Raw genomic sequence first — 20,175 nt, 5'->3', positions numbered from 1 at the left:
GGTGTATGACCGTCTCGAAATACTACATCAAAATAATATCGAATGACTCTTGGTTACAACTAGGCTCAACCAACAGAGAGATTGGTTTGCCGATAAAGTCAGATAAATTCGCTAAACTTTGTGACTCCTCATCCAGCAACATATCAATCACTTTTGGCGCGGCTAATACACGTAATTCACGTGCGTTAAATTGACGTGCTTCTCGTAACAATTCACGCAATATTTCATAACAAACCGTTTGAGCGGTTTTCAACTCACCGCGCCCCTGACAGGCTGAGCAAGGCTCGCACAGAATGTGTGCTAAGCTCTCACGCGTACGTTTACGGGTCATTTCCACTAGGCCTAACGGCGTAAACCCATTCACACCAGTACGAGAACGGTCTAGCGCAACTGCTTTTTGCAACTCACCTAACACAGCCGCGCGTTGCGTGTCTTCATCCATGTCGATGAAGTCGATAATAATAATGCCGCCCAAGTTTCTAAGGCGCAATTGGCGAGCAATGCATTGCGCCGCTTCCAAATTGGTTTTAAATATCGTATCCGATAGATTTTTGCCACTGACAAAACTGCCTGTATTCACATCTACCGTAGTTAAAGCCTCAGTTTGGTCAAAAATCAAATAGCCACCAGATTTGAGCTCAACCTTACGTGACATGGCATGTTCAATTTCTTTTTCGATGCTGTACAAGTCAAATAATGGACGCTCGCCAGAATAATGCACTAACTTATCTAGTGCAGTAATCGCGTATAAGTTGGCAAATTCCACCAACTTTTGATACGTTTCACTCGAATCAATACGTACCGCCTGAGTATCAGCACAAATCACATCGCGCAGCACGCGCATAGGTAAATTCAAATCCTGAAAAACTAATGAGCGGTCTGACGCTGTTTTATGTTTGGCAGAAATATGCGCCCAAGTTTTAGTCAGATAATCCACATCAGCCAACAATTCAGCATCAGTCGCTGTTTCAGACATGGTTCTAATAATATAGCCACCTACTCTATCTTCAGGTAGCAAGCCAACTAAACGCGCTCTTAGTTGCTCACGCTCCGCTTCATTCTCAATACGCTGCGACACGCCTATATGATCTTGCTGTGGCAGATACACTAAAAAGCGTCCAGCAATACTAATTTGCGTGGTCAGTCGTGCGCCTTTGGTGCCAATGGGCTCTTTAATCACCTGCACCATGATAGATTGACCTTCATGCAGCACAGCCTGAATTGGCAGCTGCGAATCAGATTGCCCACATTCGAATATATCGCCAGCATGTAAGAAAGCAGCTCGCTGCAAACCTATTTCTACAAAGGCCGACTGCATGCCAGGTAAAACGCGGCAAACCACGCCACGATATACATTGCCAACCAGCCCCAGTGAAGTGCTGCGCTCAATTTGCAGCTCTTGCACCACGCCATTCTCCATCATGGCAATACGTGTTTCTTGGGGTGTTACGTTAATTAGTATCTCTTCACTCAATTTGCATTCTCTTTTAACTTTTATCTAAAACTATTTTTTTGGTGTTTAACTTTTAGCGTTTAGCTACCTACTCACAAGACAGCTAAATTAGCTTTTCTAAGCAATTCTGCCGTTTCAAAAACCGGCAACCCCATTACACCTGAATAACTACCTTCAATACGCTTAATCCATGCGCCAGCCTTACCTTGTATGCCATAACTACCAGCTTTGTCTCTAGGCTCACCTGACGTGATATACCGCTCAATTTGTTCTTCGGTCAGCGTCATCATTTCAACTACCGTGGTAGACAAGACAACATCAATTTGGTTGTTAAAAGCCAAAGCAACCGCGGTATGCACCTCATGCAAACTACCTGATAAAGCAATCAGCATATTGCGCGCATCAATGTCATCATCAGGTTTGCCCAGCACGATGCCATCTAGCACCACCGTAGTATCTGCGGCTAAAACAGGATGAGCCTTTTGCTCTATCGTTAAGCGCTGTAAACATGCTTGTGCCTTTTCTCGCGCCAATCTCGTGACATATTTCTCAGGTGACTCACCAGCGAATTGTGTTTCATCAATATCGGCAGGTAATGGCTCGCACGCTACTCCAAGTTGGCTGAGCAGTTCCACTCGACGAGGGCTGCGCGAAGCAAGATAAACAAATGGCAATGATTCTGGGTTGTGCATACTCAACTTCTCTTATTCAATACATTTATATCTACATCTGCTTTTTTAACATAAGCACTTAAGATTCACTACATAAATATTAACAAAGCTTTGGCTGAAAATGCTTTATTTATTCACAGTTAGCCAGTTCAGGTTAAAATAGTAAAAATTTATTGAAAAGCTCAACCATGCAATGGAAGCCACATGCCACCGTCGCGGCGATCGTAGAAGATAACGGAAAGTTCTTACTTGTTGAAGAGGAAACCGATCGCGGCAACCGCTTTAATCAGCCAGCTGGCCACTTAGAAGATAACGAAAGTCTAATTGAAGCTGTTATTCGCGAAACGCTGGAAGAAACCGCTTATGCTTTTAAGCCTGAGGCATTACTGGGCATTTATCATTGGAAGCACGAGCATAACGACACCACTTACTTGCGCTTTGCCTACATCGGCTCGGTAAGCGATTATCAGCCTGAGCTCGCACTAGATGAGGGCATTATTCGTGCCGTTTGGATGACTATAGATGAGATTCGCAGCAATGCTAATTTAATGCGTAGCGCACAAGTCATTACTTGTATTGAAGATTACTTAAGTGGACAAAAATTTCCACTCTCAGTTGTAACGCACTTATAAAATATTAAAATCTATGAACCTAAATAAATCAAGCAAGAAACATGTTGTGGTCGGCCTTTCTGGCGGCGTTGACTCGTCCGTAACGGCCTTGCTGCTCAAACAACAAGGCTATGAAGTCACTGGTCTTTTCATGAAAAACTGGGAAGATGATGATACGGATGAATACTGCTCTAGCAAGCAGGATTTGATTGATGCTGTTTCAGTTGCCGATAAAATCGGTATCGATATCGAAGCCGTGAACTTCAGCAAAGAATACAAAGACCGCGTATTTGATAACTTTTTAAGTGAATACAAAGCTGGGCGTACACCTAACCCGGATATTTTATGTAATGCTGAAATTAAATTCAAAGCATTTCTAGACCACGCCATGGGTTTGGGCGCTGATGTCATTGCCACAGGGCATTATGCACAAGTACGTGAAAATCCGCTTAAACCTGGCTTATTTCAACTAATGAAAGCTGATGATGGTAGCAAAGATCAAAGCTACTTTCTACACCGTTTAAATCAAGCACAGTTGAGCAAAACATTATTTCCACTTGGGCAAATGCTCAAGCGTGAAGTGCGTGAAATCGCACGTGGCGCTGGCTTAATCAATGCGGAGAAAAAAGACTCTACAGGCATTTGTTTTATTGGCGAGCGCCCTTTTCAAGAGTTTTTAAGCAAATATCTACCACGTGAGCCGGGTGAGATTAAAACCCCGGAAGGCAAAACCGTGGGCAAGCATGAAGGTTTAATGTATTACACATTGGGTCAACGCCAAGGCTTAAAAATCGGTGGAAGCCGCGAAAGCAACGGCGAACCTTGGTTTGTTGCCGCTAAAGACATGGTTGCAAACGAGCTGATAGTCGTACAAGGCCACCAACATCCACTGCTACTTAACGATGGCTTAAAAGCAAGTCAACTCACTTGGATAGACGACGAAGAGCCTATCACTAACTGGGTTTATGACGCTAAAACACGTTATCGCCAACCTGATGCACCATGTGAAATTGACCGCTTAACTAAAGATGAAGTCGAAATCAAATTTGGTCAAAAACAATGGGCAATTACGCCAGGTCAATCTGCCGTAGTTTATGAGAGCAATGTTTGCCTAGGCGGTGGCATTATCACCACCGCAATTTAAGTAGAAAATAATCAATAAAATGGCTGAAATTTTCACTTTATTAGAAACTCGCGTACTAGGTGCCCTAATTGAAAAGTCAATTACGGTGCCCGACTCTTACCCACTTACACTCAACTCACTATTAGCAGCATGCGTCCAAAAAACCAGCCGCGATCCTGTGATTGAAACCAGTATTGTTGATATTCAAGCCACTCTTGATGCACTAAGAAGGCGCTCACTTATTTTAGAAACACATAGCGGACGCACCGCTCATTATGCCCACAATGCGGGACGTGTATTTAGAGTAGATGAAGCTGGTGTAGCGTTGCTAGCAGTGCTCATGTTACGCGGCCCACAAACCATAGGTGAGTTACGCATCAATACTGAGCGCCTGTATAAATTTTCTAGCACCTCAGAAGTGGAAACCAAATTAATCGAACTCAGTGAGCGTGACGAAGCAGCTGGGCGTATTGAAAGACTCACACATCTGCTGCCTAAGGCTGCTGGCTCACGCGAAGCGCGCTGGTGTCATTTATTAAGCGGCGAACCAATCTTTACTGCACAAAACAACGCCGAGATACAAACAAACAACCTTGACCCCGTGAGCGCCAGCGAAATCGATGTTCTGAAAAAACGTATCAGTGTATTAGAGCAAAAAATAGCTGAATTTGAAGCTTGGGCAGCTAAACTCAATGCGGATTTAGGCTTAAAAGACTAACGTCTAGCAGTTTGTAATCAATTGTTTAATCAGCGAAGTTATGCAAAAATAAAGTCTAAACTCCACTCTTAATTATTTAGTTTTAAGGTTGATGTTATGCCATTTGTAGGTCTAGGTTTACATTTTTTAATCGCATTATTTTTTGCAGTTCATGCACTTAGAACTGGTCGCCAAATGTATTGGCTAATTATTCTATTTTCGTTCCCGTTACTAGGGAGCTTGGCCTATTTTTTTGCGGAATACATGCCCGCTTCGAAATTAAATCGGGGTGTTAAACAAGTTTCAAACATTGCACTAAGCCTGCTCGACCCAACCCGTGAATTGCGTGATGCAAGACAAGCTTTCGACTTAACACCCACTGTACAAAACAGAATGCGCCTTGCCGCTGCATTAGATGGCGCAGGCCAATACAACGAAGCTGTACAGCAATTCGACGCTTGCCTGAATGGTCCATTTGCGAATGATCCCGAAGTTTGCTTTGGCGCAGCAAAGGCAAAATTCCACAACAAACAACCGCACTTGGCAATTGAGTTACTCTTAGAGATTAGAAACAAATATGCCAGCTTTAGGCCTGAAGAGCTCAGCCTATTGCTTGCACAAAGCTATGCTGCAAGCGAAGATAATGCCAATGCTCGCATTGAGTTCTCTCATGCCGCTGATACATTTGGCTCACCAGACACTCGTGCCCTTTTCGCGCTGTGGGCGGCTAATACAGGTGATGTAGAGACCGCCAAGAGCCTAAGAGCAACACTAGAAAAAGATTGGCAGCATTGGAACAAACATACCCGCAGCCTTTATAGCGCTTTATTTAGTGAGATTGATGCAGCGTTAGCAAAAAAGTCTTCATAGCAATCTGAGTTAAGGTGACTTTAGCGTTTTAATGGCTACTTCTAACTAATCGACCTATCTCAACTTACTTCTAAAACTAAAGTTAGACCTCGATTCAGCCTTTTATTCACCGCTTTATTATCAAGCCAGACGCTATACAATCAGCTCATTTATTCATGTGATTAGATTGCTGAGATTCAAATGGCTTACGTCTTTAAAAATGCACAAGGAACAATCACCGCAAGCGCTTTAGAAAACCTTGGCGCAGGCTGGGAGTTTATTGAAAACGATACTAAAGAATATATTGAATTTTTAGAACACTCACTGGCAGAGGGCTCGCCATTTCGTGAGAGCGATATTCAATTAGCGCGGGTATTAGAAGATCTGATTTCTATTTTAATCGACCGCGGCATGGTGAGATTTACCGACTTTCCACCAGCAGCGCAAAAACGTTTGAACTACAGACAATCTATGCGTAAAAAAAATCGGCTTTCAGGCATTGTGGATGAAAACCGAGATTTTATTTACTAACTAGTTTTAGCTTCTAGCTTGAAGAGTGCTTAAATTTACTTAAGCAACAGGCATGCTGCCTTTAAATGATGGACGTTTTAACAAGGTTAATTGCAAGCGCTCTAAATTTGGAAACTCAGCGGCCAAATTAATCACACTACCAAATCGCAAATTTAGATAGCCCAACATACAACCCACTGCGATATCAGCCAAACTAAAAGTGCCATTGACGCACCAGTTACTTTTGCCAACGCCCTCGGTTTTGCCTAAATCTTCGTTCAGCTCTTTCAAACCGCTTTTGACTTTAGACATTTGACGCTCAATAAACTCGGCATCCTGCTTATCGGCAGACTTCCGTTGTTCTTGCATGGTGGCTACCGCTGCATCGCAAATGCCATCTGCCAGCGCTTCCCAGCGGCGTACTTTCACTTTGGCGTTTAAATCTTGTGGAATCAAATGTGCAAGCGGAGTGCGGTTATCAAGATATTCAACAATCACACGTGAGTCATACAAACTATCGCCATCTGGCAGCACCAAGACAGGCACTTTGCCTAATGGATTGTGTTGCTTAACAGGGCAATCTGGCGCACTCAAAACGACTTCTTCGAGCGTGACTTCAATATGCTTTTCAGCCGCGACAATGCGTACTTTTCTAGCATAAGGGCTATTAATGGTGTATAAAAGTTTCATATATTTGTTTGTAGCTACTTTAAAAGTTTATTACTGAATATTAATGATTGATAGGATTATAATTCAAACAATGCTTGGTTTATCAAAGCATATTAATTATTCAAAAAAAGCTGTATTTTTAGAACAACAATAATTATTTAAATCATGACCTTATTTAACCAACATTATCCACCCAACTCCATGGCTTTTAATCAATTAGTGCTCCAGCAAGTTCAAGCCGCGCTGGAAGAAGACATCGGCGCTGGCGACCTTACGGCGTCACTCGTACCAGCCACACAACAAGTCACGGCGACAATTATCGCGCGCGAAACTGCTGTTATTTGCGGCATTCCATGGGTACAAACTTGCTTTAATCAAGTCGATGCAAATGTCAAAATCTACTGGCAGGTGACTGAAGGCGAACGTGTACAAGCAAACCAAGTATTATGCGAAATCACAGGTCCTGCGCGTGCGCTATTGACTTCGGAACGATGCGCGCTTAACTTTTTGCAAACACTTTCAGCCACAGCTACTGAAACACGCAAATATGTAGATGCCATTGCTGGTACACAAAGTCAAATTTTTGATACCCGCAAAACCATTCCAAATTTAAGATTAGCGCAAAAGTACGCAGTGACCGTCGGAGGTGGGCACAACCAGCGCCTAGCTTTGTACGATGGCATTCTCATTAAAGAAAATCATATAGCCGCAGCTGGCAGCATAGCCTCTGTGATGGCGCAGGCATTTACGCTTAATTCAGGCAAAAGCATACAAATTGAAGTTGAGAATATGCCTCAACTAAAAGAAGCATTAACAGCAGGCGCAACCAGTATATTGTTAGATAACTTTAATACTGAACAATTAACTGAAGCCGTTCACTTTAATCAACAATCTGGCAAACACGCCGTGCTAGAAGCTTCTGGCGGCATAGGCTTAAATAACGTGCGAGAAATTGCATTGACTGGCGTGGATAGAATCTCGATAGGTGCAATTACTAAAAATGTACAAGCCATCGATTTATCCATGAGAGTCATTCATACTAGCTAAAGATATAAACTAACAACAAACGCTTAAAAGAGGATCATCAGCCCAATGAGCAAACCGACTATTCTAAGTAACCCAAGTGGCCGACTATCACTAGGTGATACTTTGCGCATGTTAGTGAGTGACGGCATTGTAGATAAAGCCCATGCGGAAAAGTTATACAAAGACCGTAAACTTGATTCGTCTAACCTGCACCCGCTAGTGGTCATCGGTGAGCAAAAATGGAAAAGCCTTAAAGCTCCGCAAAAATCCATCACGGTTGAGATGCTTTCTAATTGGCTTGCAGAGCGCTCTGGTCTTGAGTACTACCATATAGACCCGCTCAAATTAGACTTTGGTTCGGCTGCAAAAATCGTTTCGCAAGGTTATGCTGAACGCTTAAAAATCATGCCGATTTCTGTCAAAAATGGGGAGGCGGTGATTGCCACCACCGAGCCATTTAGTACCGATTGGATTGCCGACCTTGAGCGCGTTCTCAAGATGAAAATCAAGCTCGTTATGGCGAATCCACTGGAGATTAGCCGTTACCTGCCAGAGATTTACAATCTAGCCAACTCAATGAATGCCGCTGATTTAGCCAAAGCTGGGCAAATTGTTGGTGTACAAAACTTTGAGCAATTGATTGAGCTAGGCAAAGATAAAAACCTAGATGCCAATGAGCAGCATGTAGTGAATATTGTTGACTGGCTATTCAAATACGCTTTTGAGCAGCGCGCGAGTGATATTCACCTAGAACCACGGCGCGGCATGGGTATGATGCGCTTTAGAATCGACGGCGTACTGCATCAGGTGTACCAACTGCCACCGAACATTATGAATGCCATCACCAGCCGCATTAAGCTGCTGGGCCGTATGGATATGGTAGAAAAACGTCGCCCGCAAGATGGGCGCATTAAAACCCTGAGTGCAGAGGGCCAAGAAATCGAGCTGCGCTTATCCACCATGCCTACTGCGTTTGGTGAGAAGTTGGTGATGCGGATATTTGCACCTGAAGTATCGGAAAAAGGCTTCTTAGCCCTTGGTTTTGCCGAAGAGCAAGCTGCAATTTGGCATAGTTGGACTAAATCACCTAACGGCATCATTCTAGTCACAGGACCGACTGGTTCAGGTAAAACCACCACGCTTTACGCCACCTTGCGTACACTCGCCACGCCAGAAGTCAACGTGTGTACGGTTGAAGAGCCGATTGAAATGGTAGAGCCACTATTCAACCAAATGCAAGTGCAGCAAAATATCGGTTTAACCTTTGCCGGCGGCATCCGCACACTGATGCGACAAGATCCCGACATCATCATGGTAGGTGAAATTCGCGACTTAGAAACTGCCGATATGGCAATACAAGCTGCGCTCACAGGCCACTTAGTGCTATCCACCCTACACACCAACGACGCGCCCTCTGCTGTCACTCGGCTATTAGATTTAGGTGTCCCATCATACCTAATCCACTCAACCGTACTCGGCATCATGGCACAACGCTTAGTGCGCACGCTATGCACTAGCTGCAAAGTAGCCGAGCCAATAGAACAAAGTAAATGGGATGCGTTAGTTGGCGATTTCAACATACCCAAGCCTGCACACATTTACAAACCTGTAGGCTGCATGGAATGCCGTAACACTGGCTTTAGAGGCCGCAGTGGCATCTATGAAATGCTTACTATTACACCTGCATTACGTAAACTCATTACGCCAGAAACCAACTTAGCCGACCTCACCAAGCAAGCTTATAAAGATGGTATGCAACCTTTAGTCATTAATGGTGCAGAGAAAATCGCGGCAGGCATCACTACGATTGAAGAGTTGATGAAAGTGGCTCCACCTCTAGAGCTAGAGTAAAACTAGTCGCTTATAATTAACCTATGATGTCAATTATTACTGAAATGAAATAGGACAGAACTTTAGAATAAAGTGGCATGCCTGCAAGCCAACATCCATGCAGACGCAAGGCATGTCATTTCACATATATTTTAGTGATAGCAACTAGACATCACACAATATCTGGCCAATATTAAAGTTTCCTTTGCAAAGAATGTCCAAATAAACATAGCCTTATCTCAAAAGCAACTCACCATCAACACTTTCATTCTTGACCAAATGGCCTCAAACCGTTAATCTATAGGGTTACCGAATAATGTATAAAATATAAAAAAATATTTTAATTAAAAGATTTATGGCAGATACTCCAAAAAACAGTAGTTCCAAGCAAATTACAGGCGCGGAAATTTTAATTCGTTGCCTGCATGAAGAAAACGTTGAGTTTGTATTTGGCTACCCAGGCGGCGCTGTGTTGCATATCTATGACGCTATTTATCATCAGGATAAATTCAAGCATATTTTAGTGCGTCACGAGCAGGCTGCACTACACGCAGCTGATGCGTACTCTCGCTCTACAGGCAAAGTGGGTGTTGCACTTGTCACCTCTGGTCCAGGCGCGACTAACGCGGTGACTGGTATTGCTACGGCTTATATGGATTCAATCCCTATGGTGATTATTAGCGGCCAAGTGCCGACTTACGCCATTGGTGAAGATGCATTCCAAGAGTGCGACACAGTCGGCATTACCCGCCCATGCGTAAAACATAACTTCTTGGTTAAAGATGTAAAAGACATTGCGGCAACCATGAAAAAGGCATTTTACGTAGCCGCAAGTGGTCGTCCAGGCCCTGTTTTAGTCGATATTCCAAAAGATATTACCGCTGATCTATGCAAATTTGAGTACCCTGAAAGCGTCAGTTTACGTTCGTACAACCCTGTGACTAAAGGTCATTTGGGCCAAATTAAAAAAGCGCTTAAATTACTTGCCGAAGCGAAACGCCCTATGGTGTATTCAGGCGGTGGCGTGGTGTTGGGCGATGCATCTGCACATTTAATTAAGCTTATTCAGTCTATGGGTATTCCTATTACTAGCACCTTAATGGGGCTAGGTGGCTTCCCTGCGTCTGATGAAAAGTTCTTGGGCATGCTTGGCATGCACGGCACTTATGAAGCAAATATGGCGATGCAAGAGTGTGACGTGCTTTTAGCCGTTGGCGCACGTTTTGACGACCGCGTAATTGGTAACACCAAACACTTCTTATCAACACCTCGTACGATTATTCATATTGACATTGACCCATCGTCAATATCAAAACGTGTAAAAATCGATGTGCCTATCGTGGGTGACGTTAAATCTGTACTTGCAGATATGAACGAACTGATTGCTACTGAAAAGCCTGCACAAAACACCAACGCGCTAGCGGCTTGGTTTAAACAAATTAACGCTTGGCGCGGTAAAAAATGTTTAGATTTTGCACAAAGCGATGAGTTTATTAAACCGCAATATGTTATTCAAAAATTGCATGAAGTGACTAAAGGCGAAGCTTTTGTAACGTCAGACGTTGGTCAACATCAAATGTGGGCAGCGCAATATTACAAGTTTAACGACCCACGTCGTTGGATTAACTCTGGTGGCTTGGGCACTATGGGCGTTGGCTTGCCATATGCAATGGGCGTGCAGTTTGCACATCCAAACGCACAAGTGGCATGCGTAACGGGTGAAGGCAGTATTCAAATGAATATTCAAGAGCTTTCAACCTGCGCACAATATCATTTGCCGATTAAAGTCATTATGCTAAACAACCGCTACTTGGGTATGGTGCGTCAATGGCAAGAGTTTTTCTATGAGAATCGTTATTCAGAATCTTATATGGACAGCTTGCCAGACTTTGTTAAATTGGCCGAAGCTTATGGTCATGTAGGTATGCAAATCACCAAACCTAGCGACGTTGAAGGCGCTCTGAAAGAAGCTTTTGATATGAAGTCTCGCTTTGTGTTTTTAGATTTCATTACCGATCAAAAAGAAAACGTATTCCCAATGATACAAAATGGTAAAGGTTTGTCTGAAATGATTTTGGCCAGTGATATTGGCGCGGAGGATCTATAATGACTACTAACGCTCCTCGCCATATTATTTCACTCCTCATGGAAAATGAAGCTGGCGCATTATCACGCGTGGCAGGTTTATTTTCAGCGCGCGGCTACAACATTGAATCACTCACAGTCGCCGTGACAGAAGACCCAACATTGTCTCGCATGACTATTGTCACTTCAGGTTCTGAAGCGATTATCGAACAAATCATTAAACAGTTAAACAAGCTTATTGACGTTGTCAAAGTGCTTGATTTAAACGATGGTAAATTTATCGAGCGCGAATTGATGCTCGTAAAAGTCAAAGCAACGGGTGCGTTTCGTGAAGAAATGAAACGCATGTGTGATATTTTCCGTGGTCGTATTATCGATGTGGCCGACGGCAGCTTTACTATTGAGCTTACCGGCTCAGGCACTAAGTTAGACGCCTTTATCGAAAGCCTTGATAAAGCCGCAATTTTAGAAACAGTACGTACAGGCGCTTCTGGCATAGGCCGTGGCGACCGAATTTTAAAAGTTTAAGCAAAACAGGTTAAAAAATCTCTCTATAATTTATTCAGCATTTGCATTGAAAGGCAGTAAAAGAAATGAAAGTTTATTACGATAAAGACGCAGACCTTAATTTAATCAAAGGCAAAAAAGTAACCATCGTTGGTTACGGCTCACAAGGTCACGCGCATGCGGCAAACCTTAAAGATAGCGGCGTAAACGTGACTATCGGCCTTCGTAAAGGCGGCAGCTCATGGGCTAAAGCGATTGGCGCTGGTCACACTACATTAGAAATCGCTGATGCGGTTAAAGATGCTGATGTTGTGATGTTATTATTGCCAGATGAAACAATGGCTCAAATTTTCAGTGAAGATATTGCTGCGCATTTAAAACAAGGCGCAACTTTGGCTTTTGCACATGGCTTTAACATTCACTACAACCAAATCACACCACGTGCTGATTTAGACGTCATCATGGTTGCGCCAAAAGGCCCAGGCCACACAGTACGTTCAGAGTACTTAAAAGGTGGTGGCGTTCCTTCATTGATCGCGGTTTACCAAGATAAATCTGGCAAAGCTAAAGACGTTGCGCTTTCATACGCAGCGGCAAACGGCGGCACTAAAGGCGGCGTGATCGAAACTGATTTCCGTGAAGAAACAGAAACTGACTTATTCGGTGAACAAGCTGTGTTATGTGGTGGCGCTGTTGAATTAGTTAAAGCTGGCTTCGAAACATTAGTTGAAGCTGGTTACGCACCTGAAATGGCTTACTTTGAGTGCTTACACGAATTGAAATTGATTGTAGATTTGATGTACGAAGGCGGCATCGCCAACATGAACTACTCAATCTCAAACAATGCTGAATACGGCGAATACGTAACAGGCCCACAAGTGATTAACGATCAATCACGTGCGGCGATGAAAACATGTCTAGCTAACATTCAAAATGGTAACTACGCTAAACAGTTCATTTTAGAAGGTCGTACAAACTACCCTGAAATGACTGCAAGACGTCGCTTAAATGCTGCGCACCCAATCGAGCAGGTAGGCGGTCAATTGCGCTCTATGATGCCTTGGATTGCTAAAAACAAATTAGTTGATCAGTCAAAAAACTAATTTTAGTTAGCTAAAATTAAAAGGGCAAAACGTTTAGCGGTTTGCCCTTTTTTTATGAATTTAGAGAAGTAAGTGGTTCCAAATAAGGTTAGCTAAATATGAACATGACAGTGCTATTACAATACATTTTACCGAAACAGGCGATTACTGCACTTGCTGGTAAATTAGCTCACTATCAAGGCGGTAATTTAACTACATCAGTCATTACATGGTTCGTAAAACGCTATCAAGTCAATATGGCTGAGGCTGCTAATCCTGACATTGCATCCTATAAAACTTTCAACGAATTCTTTACACGCCCCCTCAGAACTGGCGCACGACCAATTGCTCAAGCTGATTTTATTTGCCCTGTAGATGGTGCGATTAGCCAATTTGGTACGATTGAAAAAGACCAAATATTTCAGGCAAAAGGTCACTCATACTCCACAACTGCCTTAGTTGGCGGCAACAAAGTATTAGCAGAAAAATTCGAAAATGGTCATTTTGCTTGCCTGTATTTAAGTCCAAAAGATTATCACCGTATTCATATGCCTTGTGACGGCACGTTAAAAAGCATGACCTATGTTCCAGGTGCTTTATTCTCTGTAAACCCAACCACAGCGCAAGGCGTACCCGGATTATTTGCCAGAAATGAACGTGTGGTGTGTGAATTCACTTCTACGCAGCACGGCAGCTTTGTCATGGTACTAGTCGGTGCGACCATTGTTGGCAGTATGGCAACAGTCTGGCATGATGCCGAAAATGGCATCATCAATCCACCTCGCACAGGTAAAACTAAAACGTGGAATTACAATTCGAAAAATATCACTCTGAAACAAGGTGATGAAATGGGCAAGTTTTTACTCGGCTCTACCGTAGTCATGCTATTTGAAAAAGATATGCTGCAGTTTAATAGTGATTGGCAGCCTGCAAGAACTATCCGCCTAGGTGAATTGATGGGTAATAAAAAGTAACAGAAGTAAGCTGATTAAAAAGCCTGCAATTAATATATTGCAGGCTTTTTCATTTTACAACTAATTACTTAACATGTTTATGATGCAAATGTGGTGCCAACTCATTGAGCGCAGATTCATAGACACCGCGCTTAAACTCAATCACATCTTCTAACGGCACCCAGTATTCACTCCAACGCCATGCATCAAACTCTGGATGTTCGCTTGCCCGCAGCGACACATCACTATCGCGACCGAGCATACGCAATAAATACCAAATTTGCTTTTGGCCTTTGTAGCTGCCGCGATACTCACGCTTAATCCATGTAGAAGGCACTTCATATCTAAGCCAGTCTTTGGTGCGACCCAAAATTTGCACGTGCTCAGGCTTTAAACCTACCTCTTCCATCAACTCGCGATACATGGCCTGCTCTGGGCTTTCGCCATGGTTAATACCACCTTGCGGAAACTGCCAAGCATGCTCACGAATACGCTTGCCCCAAAAAACCTGATTGTTGGCATTACATATAATAATGCCAACATTCGGGCGAAACCCGTCTCGATCTAACATAACGTTTTACTGCCTAAATTATTTAATACGATTTTTTCATATTTTGAGTATTTTTGAAAGCAGCCATTTGAGTATAATAGCTAAGCCTATGAAAATACTATCAATTAAATTTTTGAGAATTAACCAGATTATTGCACTTTTGATCATCAGCGTACTCACGTGCACGCTAACCACAGCTTGCCAAGCCGCAATCAAACCAGCTCATACAAACTTAGCCTATATTACCAATCAAGGCGAAGACTCAGTATCAGTCATTGACACCTCAACAAACCAAGTCACTAACACTATCAAGGTTGGTAAAGGGCCTGTGGGAGTTGCTGTTTCAGCTAAGCTAAATCGTGTTTATATTTCTAATGTAGAAAGTCAGGAAATATCGATTATAGACATCCAAAATAACACCTTAGTAGAAACCATAAAAATCAAAGGCTCTCCTGTAGGCCTAGCACTATCGCCGGATAGCAAGACGCTCTATGTGGCGGATTGGTTTGATAATCGCGTCTTAGCCATTAGTACGAGTGAAGACCACACGACAAATGAAGTCAGTGTTGGCGATGCACCGGCTGGCATGGTAGTCAGCCCGAATAACAAATGGCTGTATATCGCTAACCGAGATAGCAACGATGTTGAAGTGATAGACACGGCAAGCCTTACTATCAAAAAACGTATTCCAGTAGGTAAGCACCCTTTTGGACTTGCTATCAGCAAAACAGGCTTATGGTTGGTCAGTGTCAATGTAAAAGAGGATACGGTCAGTATCATTAACACCAAAACCAATGCGCAATATAAAGTAAAAGTAGGCTACCACCCCTATTGTGCGGCGATCAGTTTGGACGGAAAGAAACTCTATGTGAGCAACACGCAGGACGACAGCGTGACCGTTATTAATATGTCTACGCGCAAAGCCATTGCCACGATTAATGTCGGCAACACACCAGAAGGTGTCAGCTTAGATTACGCCAACAGCCGCGCCTATGTTGCGAATTGGGGCAGTAATAGCGTTAGCGTGATTGACACTGAAACCAACCAAATCCTCACTATAATAAAAACTGGCGACAAAAGTCGCGCATTTGGGCAGTTTGTTTTAAATCGTTAAAATGACCTCGCTCGTTCATCACCCCTCACGTCTTTGTCAACCAAGATACGGCAATAGCGTTAACCTAAATGCAAGCAGCAGTGCATTTGCAAGGCTTAGTTTCTAAAAACTATCTTTCTCATTTATAATGCATCGTTGTTTTTTAAGTAGTTTAAATAGAGCCTCTCTTAATTGAGAGTTTTAAAGCCTCTCGTCCAGAGAGTCATGGAGATTAGTAAATGAAAAAGATTTTAGCATTGCTTGCGCTTGGCTTAAGCGTAAGTCTAGTTCCGTTCACCGCAGCAGCGCACGGCCCATCACCACAAAAAGTTGAAAAAACCATTACAATCAAAGCTGATCCAGCTAAAGTTTGGGCAATCGTTAAAGATTTTGGTGGCATTCATAAATGGCATCCGGGCGTAGCCGGCACAAAAGTAGAACAGAAAAAAGATGAAAATGGTGACATGGCTACTTTCAGAACACTTACTTTTAAAGATGGCGGCAATGTGTACGAAAAGCTGCGCAGCATTGATGACGCGTCAATGAAAATCAAGTATGAAATCGTTTCTGGCACACTACCACTAACAGACTACAACGCAACAATGACTGTAGAAAAAGGCGACAAACCAGGCGAATCAAAAGTAACATGGGTTGGCCGTTTCTACCGCTTATACAAACTTAACCCACCAATCCCAGCGGGTCAAGATGACGAAACAGCTGTTAAAGCCATCACTGGTATTTTTGATTCAGGTTTGGCTAACTTACAAAAGGTAGCCGAAAACTCAAAGTAACTGGCCAGTTAACTGGCGCAGAAGCAGGGACATCTGGCAAAAAACCATGGTGGAAGTTTTGGTAAAGTGACAATATCTGACAAAAGTGTCAATTTTTGTCAGTCAAATAAAGAAGAAGCGAGGGAAACTTCGCTTTTTTTATTGTTTAAATAAATCTAACAACAAGTAATTTTTTGTATCATATACGTATATTCACACTTATCACCCACTTGTATCAATATCGGAAATTCCCATCATGATTGGGTCACAGCCAAGTAGGAGCGATCTTTAGATCGCGAAAATGTGGCATATTAAATCACCAACCTTTCCCGATCTACAGATCGCTCCTACAGAAAAATAATAGTTGGCACGACCATTGCTTAATGTATTCCAAGCACGGCAACACCTAGTGCTTAGGGTGTAGTGCAAAAAATTTAATTTTTTTTCAAAGGAAGCTAAAATGAAACAAGTACAAAAAGGTTTTACATTAATCGAGTTAATGATTGTTGTTGCAATTATTGGTATTTTGGCTGCGATCGCAATTCCACAATACAGTGACTACACATCAAGAACACGTGCAGCAGGTTCAGCAGCTGAACTTGAATCAACTAAATCAGCTATCGGTTTGTGTAACGCGGATCTAGGCAAGTTTACAGGTTGCAGCGCTGGTAGCAATGGCGTACCAACTTTGGCAGTATCAAAAAACTTAACCGCGATCACCTCTGTAACTGATGGTGTTATAAGCGTTACAACTGGCGCTACCACATCAACGGGAACTAACCTCACTACAATTGACACACCAACTTTTGCTGCTGGTGATGCTAATATCCTTTGGAAAAATACTGGCACTTCATGTGATGTTAAACGTGGCTTCAAACCAGGCCAAGGCGACTGCCCATAATTATTTATTAAGTCGCATACCTAAATAAAAGCCTCTTTTAAGAGGCTTTTATTTTTTTTCCTTATTGATATAATCAAATTATCCACCACCATTGATTTGATTGTTATGACTAGATTTAAAGCAGCAGGCATCCATTTATTGATTAGTTTTTCTATTGTCGCTTTAGTGTTAACTGCCATGTATTTTTTATGGTATCCCGGTGCTTACTTCACATTACTTGGCGGTAAAAAACTGATTGCATTGATAGGTTTCGTTGATGTTTTTTTAGGTCCTCTACTTACGTTAATTGTTTTCAAAATAGGTAAGAAAACACTCAAATTTGACCTACTCTGTATTGGAATCGTGCAAGTTTTAGCACTATCCTATGGTGTTTCTGTGATGTTTGATTCACGTCCAGTATTTACCGTATTTAATAAAGATCAATTTCAAATCGCCGCAGCAGTTGACATTACACCAGAAGAGCTGACTAAAGCGAAAGTTCCAAAATGGCGTAAACTATCAATTACTGGACCTGTCCTAGTAGCTATTGGCATTCCCGATAAAAAGGATAGAAAAGAAACTATGTTTGCAAAAGTGGCATCTGCAAATGCCTTTAGATACCCAAGACTATATGATCAATATAACAATCATATTGATCAGGTAATTAAATCTGGAAAACCTCTTGAACATCTTGGGTCTAAAAGCGCTCAAAATAAAACAGAGATTGATAAATTTATTATCGAGGTTGATCGACCTGAAAGTGACTTCTTGTTTTTACCAATAAGCTCTGTGTTAGCAAACATGTCCGTCATTGTGGACAAAAAAACCGGGGAACTGATTAAAATTATTGATGCAAAAGAAAAATAGGAAAATTAGTTACAGCTAGTGTAGCCTCGATAAAATGAAATGTAATCGAGGAACAACGTAACAAACAAAACCCCTGCATCATATTGCGGGGGGTTTTGCTTTTATGTGTCACCAAAACGCCCTTGATTCCGCTGCGCTGCATCACACTGCTACAAAAACCAAATCACATCGGCTAGATTGCCCTCGATTATCATCGAGGCTACTTTAAGAAAATTTACGGCTCGCCATAACCACCATTATCCTGCGTATCACCTGCCCAATCACTTGGGTAAATGCCGCGTTTTACATCACGATGAAAACTGGAGTACGGCCAATCAACTACGGCTTTAACCAAACCATGTTTTACGGGGTTAATATAACAATAATCAACGCAACGGCGTAAATCGTCATCATTTCTAATCGTATGCTCCCAGAATCGACGTTGCCATAATATGGCTGAACCATCTGCCCGCATGGTGATGGGTACTCCAATTTTTTTAACTATCCGAACAAAATGTGACTTAATCGCCCGCCAACACCCTGAATAATCACGATCATCCTTTGGCGATGTCCACACAGCGTGTATATGATCGGGCAATACCAACCAAGCCACAATTTCAAACGGATGATGTTGTTGCACTTTTTTTAATGATTTTCGCAATACATCAACATGCTGTATCAGTAAGTTTGAGCGGCGGTCAACTAAAGTCACCCTAAAAAAATACGCTCCACCTGTCACAAAATTACGCCGATATTGCACCATAGGTAAAGTCTAACGGAATCGAGGGGATTGCGGTAACTTGTAGAGTTACACTCAATTTTCATCGAGGCTACAAACTAAATCGGATACAAAATAAAAGCTAACTTTTATTTCTCGTTCCTCCAGTTAATACAAATGCCTTTACCCCACTCTGCGCCAATACAAACGCTCCAGCAGAACTACGTCTACCAGTTTGGCAGTAAAGTATATATTCTTTATCTTTATTCAGACTGTTGGCCAACCGACGGATTTCATTGAGTGGTAAATTGATTGCACCATCAATATGCTCGTATTTATATTCTGAGGGCAATCGTACATCAACCCATACTGCGCCGTTGCTTACTTTACTTTGTGCTTCTAGCAGGTTGATTTGGTTAATGATGGGCGCCTTTAATAACTCTACGAAGTCTTTTTTGTTGAGTCGCAGTAGTTCGCCATCAGTTTTCATGGTGAGAGTGGCATTGCGTTTGTTATCTGACACTAGTGCATCTTCGCCAAATGCACCGCCTTCATTGAGTTCAGCCAACATAAGTGCTGGTTGGCTGGAATCTACAATTCTGGTCACTTGCGCACAACCGCGTTGAATAAGGTAATAGTAATCGCCTTCACCACCTTGCTGAATGACAACCTGACCTGCAGTTACAGTTATGCTAGTCATACGTTTGAACATCTCTTCTACATTCGCAGCTGGTAGACGGCTAAATATTCCACTTTGTAGATTGAAAGCGCTAAATACGCTGGTTTCATTTATCCAATCGCCTACGCTGCGTGCGGATTTTTCAGTGATGCTGGATTGAGCAGTCTTGGCTGGATTGTCGTTGTTGGAAAGTTGATCCCAAGTCATCATGATATCGAGCAGATCCATGTCTATTCGAAGTATCTCAATGTCCGTAAGCGCAATGGTATCTGTAATTTTAGGGTCGGCATTGACAGGATGCTTAGTAACTTCAGTGCCGCCACGTAATCTGACCTTTCTACCATCATCATAGCGTAAGCCCAAATCGCCTTTAATTAAATACATGGCTTGTGCGGCTTTAGCCATATTCATGCGCATTGGGTCAATGTCTTGATTGACCTTCTCAATAAAACATAGCGCAGCAAGTTCTTTTCTGCGGCCTGCTGACAACCTAGCAATCGGCTCTAGATGCTCTAATAATGATGAATCAGCAATTGCCATAATGAAAACCTTAACGGGTACTTTTATAATGAG

At 42.5% G+C, this 20,175-nt stretch carries 21 protein-coding genes; 15 read left to right on the top strand and 6 right to left on the bottom strand.

Going from position 1 to position 20,175, the window contains the following annotated elements:
- Window positions 1-22 precede the first annotated feature (22 nt).
- Together rng and M301_RS03285 are read right to left on the bottom strand one after the other, a co-directional pair.
- Window positions 23-1,474 carry a ribonuclease G gene (gene rng, locus M301_RS03290; RefSeq protein WP_013147341.1) on the bottom strand — a complete coding sequence of 484 codons (1,452 nt, stop codon included), beginning with the start codon at window positions 1,472-1,474 and terminating at the stop codon, window positions 23-25.
- 71 nt (window positions 1,475-1,545) lie between these two features.
- Window positions 1,546-2,145, bottom strand: a complete 600-nt coding sequence (locus M301_RS03285) for a Maf family protein (protein ID WP_013147340.1) — start codon at window positions 2,143-2,145, stop codon at window positions 1,546-1,548.
- Between the two features lie 167 nt (window positions 2,146-2,312).
- On the opposite strand from M301_RS03285, the gene M301_RS03280 reads away from it, so the two are divergent.
- The 5 genes from M301_RS03280 to M301_RS03260 all read left to right on the top strand — a co-directional run bounded on the left by M301_RS03280 (window position 2,313) and on the right by M301_RS03260 (window position 5,935).
- Window positions 2,313-2,756: an NUDIX hydrolase gene (locus M301_RS03280; RefSeq protein WP_013147339.1), complete on the top strand. Its 444-nt coding sequence runs from the start codon at window positions 2,313-2,315 to the stop codon at window positions 2,754-2,756.
- 13 nt (window positions 2,757-2,769) lie between these two features.
- Window positions 2,770-3,879, top strand: coding sequence for a tRNA 2-thiouridine(34) synthase MnmA (gene mnmA, locus M301_RS03275; protein ID WP_013147338.1), 1,110 nt, complete (start codon window positions 2,770-2,772; stop codon window positions 3,877-3,879).
- A 19-nt stretch (window positions 3,880-3,898) separates the two neighbouring features.
- Window positions 3,899-4,576 (top strand): YceH family protein, encoded by a 678-nt coding sequence (locus tag M301_RS03270; protein ID WP_013147337.1) that lies wholly within the window; start codon window positions 3,899-3,901, stop codon window positions 4,574-4,576.
- Between the two features lie 96 nt (window positions 4,577-4,672).
- Window positions 4,673-5,425 (top strand): hypothetical protein, encoded by a 753-nt coding sequence (locus tag M301_RS03265; RefSeq protein ID WP_013147336.1) that lies wholly within the window; start codon window positions 4,673-4,675, stop codon window positions 5,423-5,425.
- A gap of 180 nt (window positions 5,426-5,605) precedes the next feature.
- Window positions 5,606-5,935, top strand: coding sequence for a hypothetical protein (locus tag M301_RS03260; protein WP_013147335.1), 330 nt, complete (start codon window positions 5,606-5,608; stop codon window positions 5,933-5,935).
- A 39-nt stretch (window positions 5,936-5,974) separates the two neighbouring features.
- Here the strand turns inward: M301_RS03260 and M301_RS03255 are convergent, their stop codons facing one another.
- Complete coding sequence (locus tag M301_RS03255; protein ID WP_013147334.1) at window positions 5,975-6,604, bottom strand: glutathione S-transferase family protein; 630 nt, start codon at window positions 6,602-6,604, stop codon at window positions 5,975-5,977.
- Window positions 6,605-6,748: 144 nt separating this feature from the next.
- Here M301_RS03255 and nadC point away from each other — a divergent pair, with 144 nt between their 5' ends.
- The 6 genes from nadC (at window position 6,749) to asd (ending at window position 14,087) form a co-directional block, all read left to right on the top strand.
- Entirely contained in the window at window positions 6,749-7,630 is an 882-nt protein-coding gene (gene nadC / locus M301_RS03250) for a carboxylating nicotinate-nucleotide diphosphorylase (protein ID WP_013147333.1), read from the top strand.
- A 45-nt stretch (window positions 7,631-7,675) separates the two neighbouring features.
- Window positions 7,676-9,460 carry a type IV pilus assembly ATPase TfpB gene (gene tfpB / locus M301_RS03245; RefSeq protein WP_013147332.1) on the top strand — a complete coding sequence of 595 codons (1,785 nt, stop codon included), beginning with the start codon at window positions 7,676-7,678 and terminating at the stop codon, window positions 9,458-9,460.
- Window positions 9,461-9,794: 334 nt separating this feature from the next.
- Window positions 9,795-11,546 (top strand): acetolactate synthase 3 catalytic subunit, encoded by a 1,752-nt coding sequence (locus tag M301_RS03240; RefSeq protein ID WP_013147331.1) that lies wholly within the window; start codon window positions 9,795-9,797, stop codon window positions 11,544-11,546.
- Window positions 11,546-12,052, top strand: a complete 507-nt coding sequence (gene ilvN / locus M301_RS03235; RefSeq protein ID WP_013147330.1) for an acetolactate synthase small subunit — start codon at window positions 11,546-11,548, stop codon at window positions 12,050-12,052. Before M301_RS03240 ends, ilvN begins: the two co-directional genes overlap by 1 nt.
- Window positions 12,053-12,117: 65 nt before the next feature.
- Complete coding sequence (gene ilvC, locus M301_RS03230; RefSeq protein ID WP_013147329.1) at window positions 12,118-13,134, top strand: ketol-acid reductoisomerase; 1,017 nt, start codon at window positions 12,118-12,120, stop codon at window positions 13,132-13,134.
- A 98-nt stretch (window positions 13,135-13,232) separates the two neighbouring features.
- Window positions 13,233-14,087, top strand: coding sequence for an archaetidylserine decarboxylase (gene asd, locus M301_RS03225; protein ID WP_013147328.1), 855 nt, complete (start codon window positions 13,233-13,235; stop codon window positions 14,085-14,087).
- A 64-nt stretch (window positions 14,088-14,151) separates the two neighbouring features.
- Here asd and M301_RS03220 read toward each other — a convergent pair whose 3' ends face one another.
- Complete coding sequence (locus M301_RS03220; RefSeq protein WP_013147327.1) at window positions 14,152-14,637, bottom strand: RNA pyrophosphohydrolase; 486 nt, start codon at window positions 14,635-14,637, stop codon at window positions 14,152-14,154.
- An 88-nt stretch (window positions 14,638-14,725) separates the two neighbouring features.
- On the opposite strand from M301_RS03220, the gene M301_RS03215 reads away from it, so the two are divergent.
- From M301_RS03215 to tfpZ, 4 genes are all read left to right on the top strand, one after another.
- Window positions 14,726-15,730 carry a YncE family protein gene (locus tag M301_RS03215; protein ID WP_238524660.1) on the top strand — a complete coding sequence of 335 codons (1,005 nt, stop codon included), beginning with the start codon at window positions 14,726-14,728 and terminating at the stop codon, window positions 15,728-15,730.
- A gap of 218 nt (window positions 15,731-15,948) precedes the next feature.
- Window positions 15,949-16,500: an SRPBCC family protein gene (locus M301_RS03210; protein ID WP_013147325.1), complete on the top strand. Its 552-nt coding sequence runs from the start codon at window positions 15,949-15,951 to the stop codon at window positions 16,498-16,500.
- Window positions 16,501-16,939: 439 nt separating this feature from the next.
- Window positions 16,940-17,380 (top strand): pilin, encoded by a 441-nt coding sequence (locus M301_RS14755; protein ID WP_013147324.1) that lies wholly within the window; start codon window positions 16,940-16,942, stop codon window positions 17,378-17,380.
- A 105-nt stretch (window positions 17,381-17,485) separates the two neighbouring features.
- Entirely contained in the window at window positions 17,486-18,226 is a 741-nt protein-coding gene (gene tfpZ / locus M301_RS03200; protein WP_013147323.1) for a TfpX/TfpZ family type IV pilin accessory protein, read from the top strand.
- Between the two features lie 214 nt (window positions 18,227-18,440).
- Here the strand turns inward: tfpZ and M301_RS03195 are convergent, their stop codons facing one another.
- Entirely contained in the window at window positions 18,441-18,968 is a 528-nt protein-coding gene (locus M301_RS03195) for an REP-associated tyrosine transposase (protein WP_013147322.1), read from the bottom strand.
- 97 nt (window positions 18,969-19,065) lie between these two features.
- Window positions 19,066-20,142 carry a cyclic nucleotide-binding domain-containing protein gene (locus M301_RS03190; RefSeq protein ID WP_013147321.1) on the bottom strand — a complete coding sequence of 359 codons (1,077 nt, stop codon included), beginning with the start codon at window positions 20,140-20,142 and terminating at the stop codon, window positions 19,066-19,068.
- Window positions 20,143-20,175: the final 33 nt, after the last annotated feature.

This window comes from Methylotenera versatilis 301 (genome assembly GCF_000093025.1).
Taxonomy (GTDB): domain Bacteria; phylum Pseudomonadota; class Gammaproteobacteria; order Burkholderiales; family Methylophilaceae; genus Methylotenera; species Methylotenera versatilis.
This window is presented reverse-complemented; position numbering and strand designations above follow the sequence as displayed.

Excerpts from the sequence above, each read along its gene's own strand:
- M301_RS14755 (WP_013147324.1), top strand. The coding sequence starts at position 16,940 with ATGAAACAAGTACAAAAAGGTTTTACATTAATCGAGTTAATGATTGTT.
- M301_RS03270 (WP_013147337.1), top strand. The coding sequence starts at position 3,899 with ATGGCTGAAATTTTCACTTTATTAGAAACTCGCGTACTAGGTGCCCTA.
- mnmA (WP_013147338.1), top strand. The coding sequence starts at position 2,770 with ATGAACCTAAATAAATCAAGCAAGAAACATGTTGTGGTCGGCCTTTCT.
- tfpB (WP_013147332.1), top strand. The coding sequence starts at position 7,676 with ATGAGCAAACCGACTATTCTAAGTAACCCAAGTGGCCGACTATCACTA.
- M301_RS03220 (WP_013147327.1), bottom strand. The coding sequence starts at position 14,637 with ATGTTAGATCGAGACGGGTTTCGCCCGAATGTTGGCATTATTATATGT.
- ilvN (WP_013147330.1), top strand. The coding sequence starts at position 11,546 with ATGACTACTAACGCTCCTCGCCATATTATTTCACTCCTCATGGAAAAT.
- ilvC (WP_013147329.1), top strand. The coding sequence starts at position 12,118 with ATGAAAGTTTATTACGATAAAGACGCAGACCTTAATTTAATCAAAGGC.
- M301_RS03240 (WP_013147331.1), top strand. The coding sequence starts at position 9,795 with ATGGCAGATACTCCAAAAAACAGTAGTTCCAAGCAAATTACAGGCGCG.
- M301_RS03280 (WP_013147339.1), top strand. The coding sequence starts at position 2,313 with ATGCAATGGAAGCCACATGCCACCGTCGCGGCGATCGTAGAAGATAAC.
- M301_RS03255 (WP_013147334.1), bottom strand. The coding sequence starts at position 6,604 with ATGAAACTTTTATACACCATTAATAGCCCTTATGCTAGAAAAGTACGC.
- M301_RS03215 (WP_238524660.1), top strand. The coding sequence starts at position 14,726 with ATGAAAATACTATCAATTAAATTTTTGAGAATTAACCAGATTATTGCA.
- asd (WP_013147328.1), top strand. The coding sequence starts at position 13,233 with ATGAACATGACAGTGCTATTACAATACATTTTACCGAAACAGGCGATT.
- M301_RS03190 (WP_013147321.1), bottom strand. The coding sequence starts at position 20,142 with ATGGCAATTGCTGATTCATCATTATTAGAGCATCTAGAGCCGATTGCT.
- nadC (WP_013147333.1), top strand. The coding sequence starts at position 6,749 with ATGACCTTATTTAACCAACATTATCCACCCAACTCCATGGCTTTTAAT.
- M301_RS03285 (WP_013147340.1), bottom strand. The coding sequence starts at position 2,145 with ATGCACAACCCAGAATCATTGCCATTTGTTTATCTTGCTTCGCGCAGC.
- M301_RS03210 (WP_013147325.1), top strand. The coding sequence starts at position 15,949 with ATGAAAAAGATTTTAGCATTGCTTGCGCTTGGCTTAAGCGTAAGTCTA.
- tfpZ (WP_013147323.1), top strand. The coding sequence starts at position 17,486 with ATGACTAGATTTAAAGCAGCAGGCATCCATTTATTGATTAGTTTTTCT.
- M301_RS03265 (WP_013147336.1), top strand. The coding sequence starts at position 4,673 with ATGCCATTTGTAGGTCTAGGTTTACATTTTTTAATCGCATTATTTTTT.
- M301_RS03195 (WP_013147322.1), bottom strand. The coding sequence starts at position 18,968 with ATGGTGCAATATCGGCGTAATTTTGTGACAGGTGGAGCGTATTTTTTT.
- M301_RS03260 (WP_013147335.1), top strand. The coding sequence starts at position 5,606 with ATGGCTTACGTCTTTAAAAATGCACAAGGAACAATCACCGCAAGCGCT.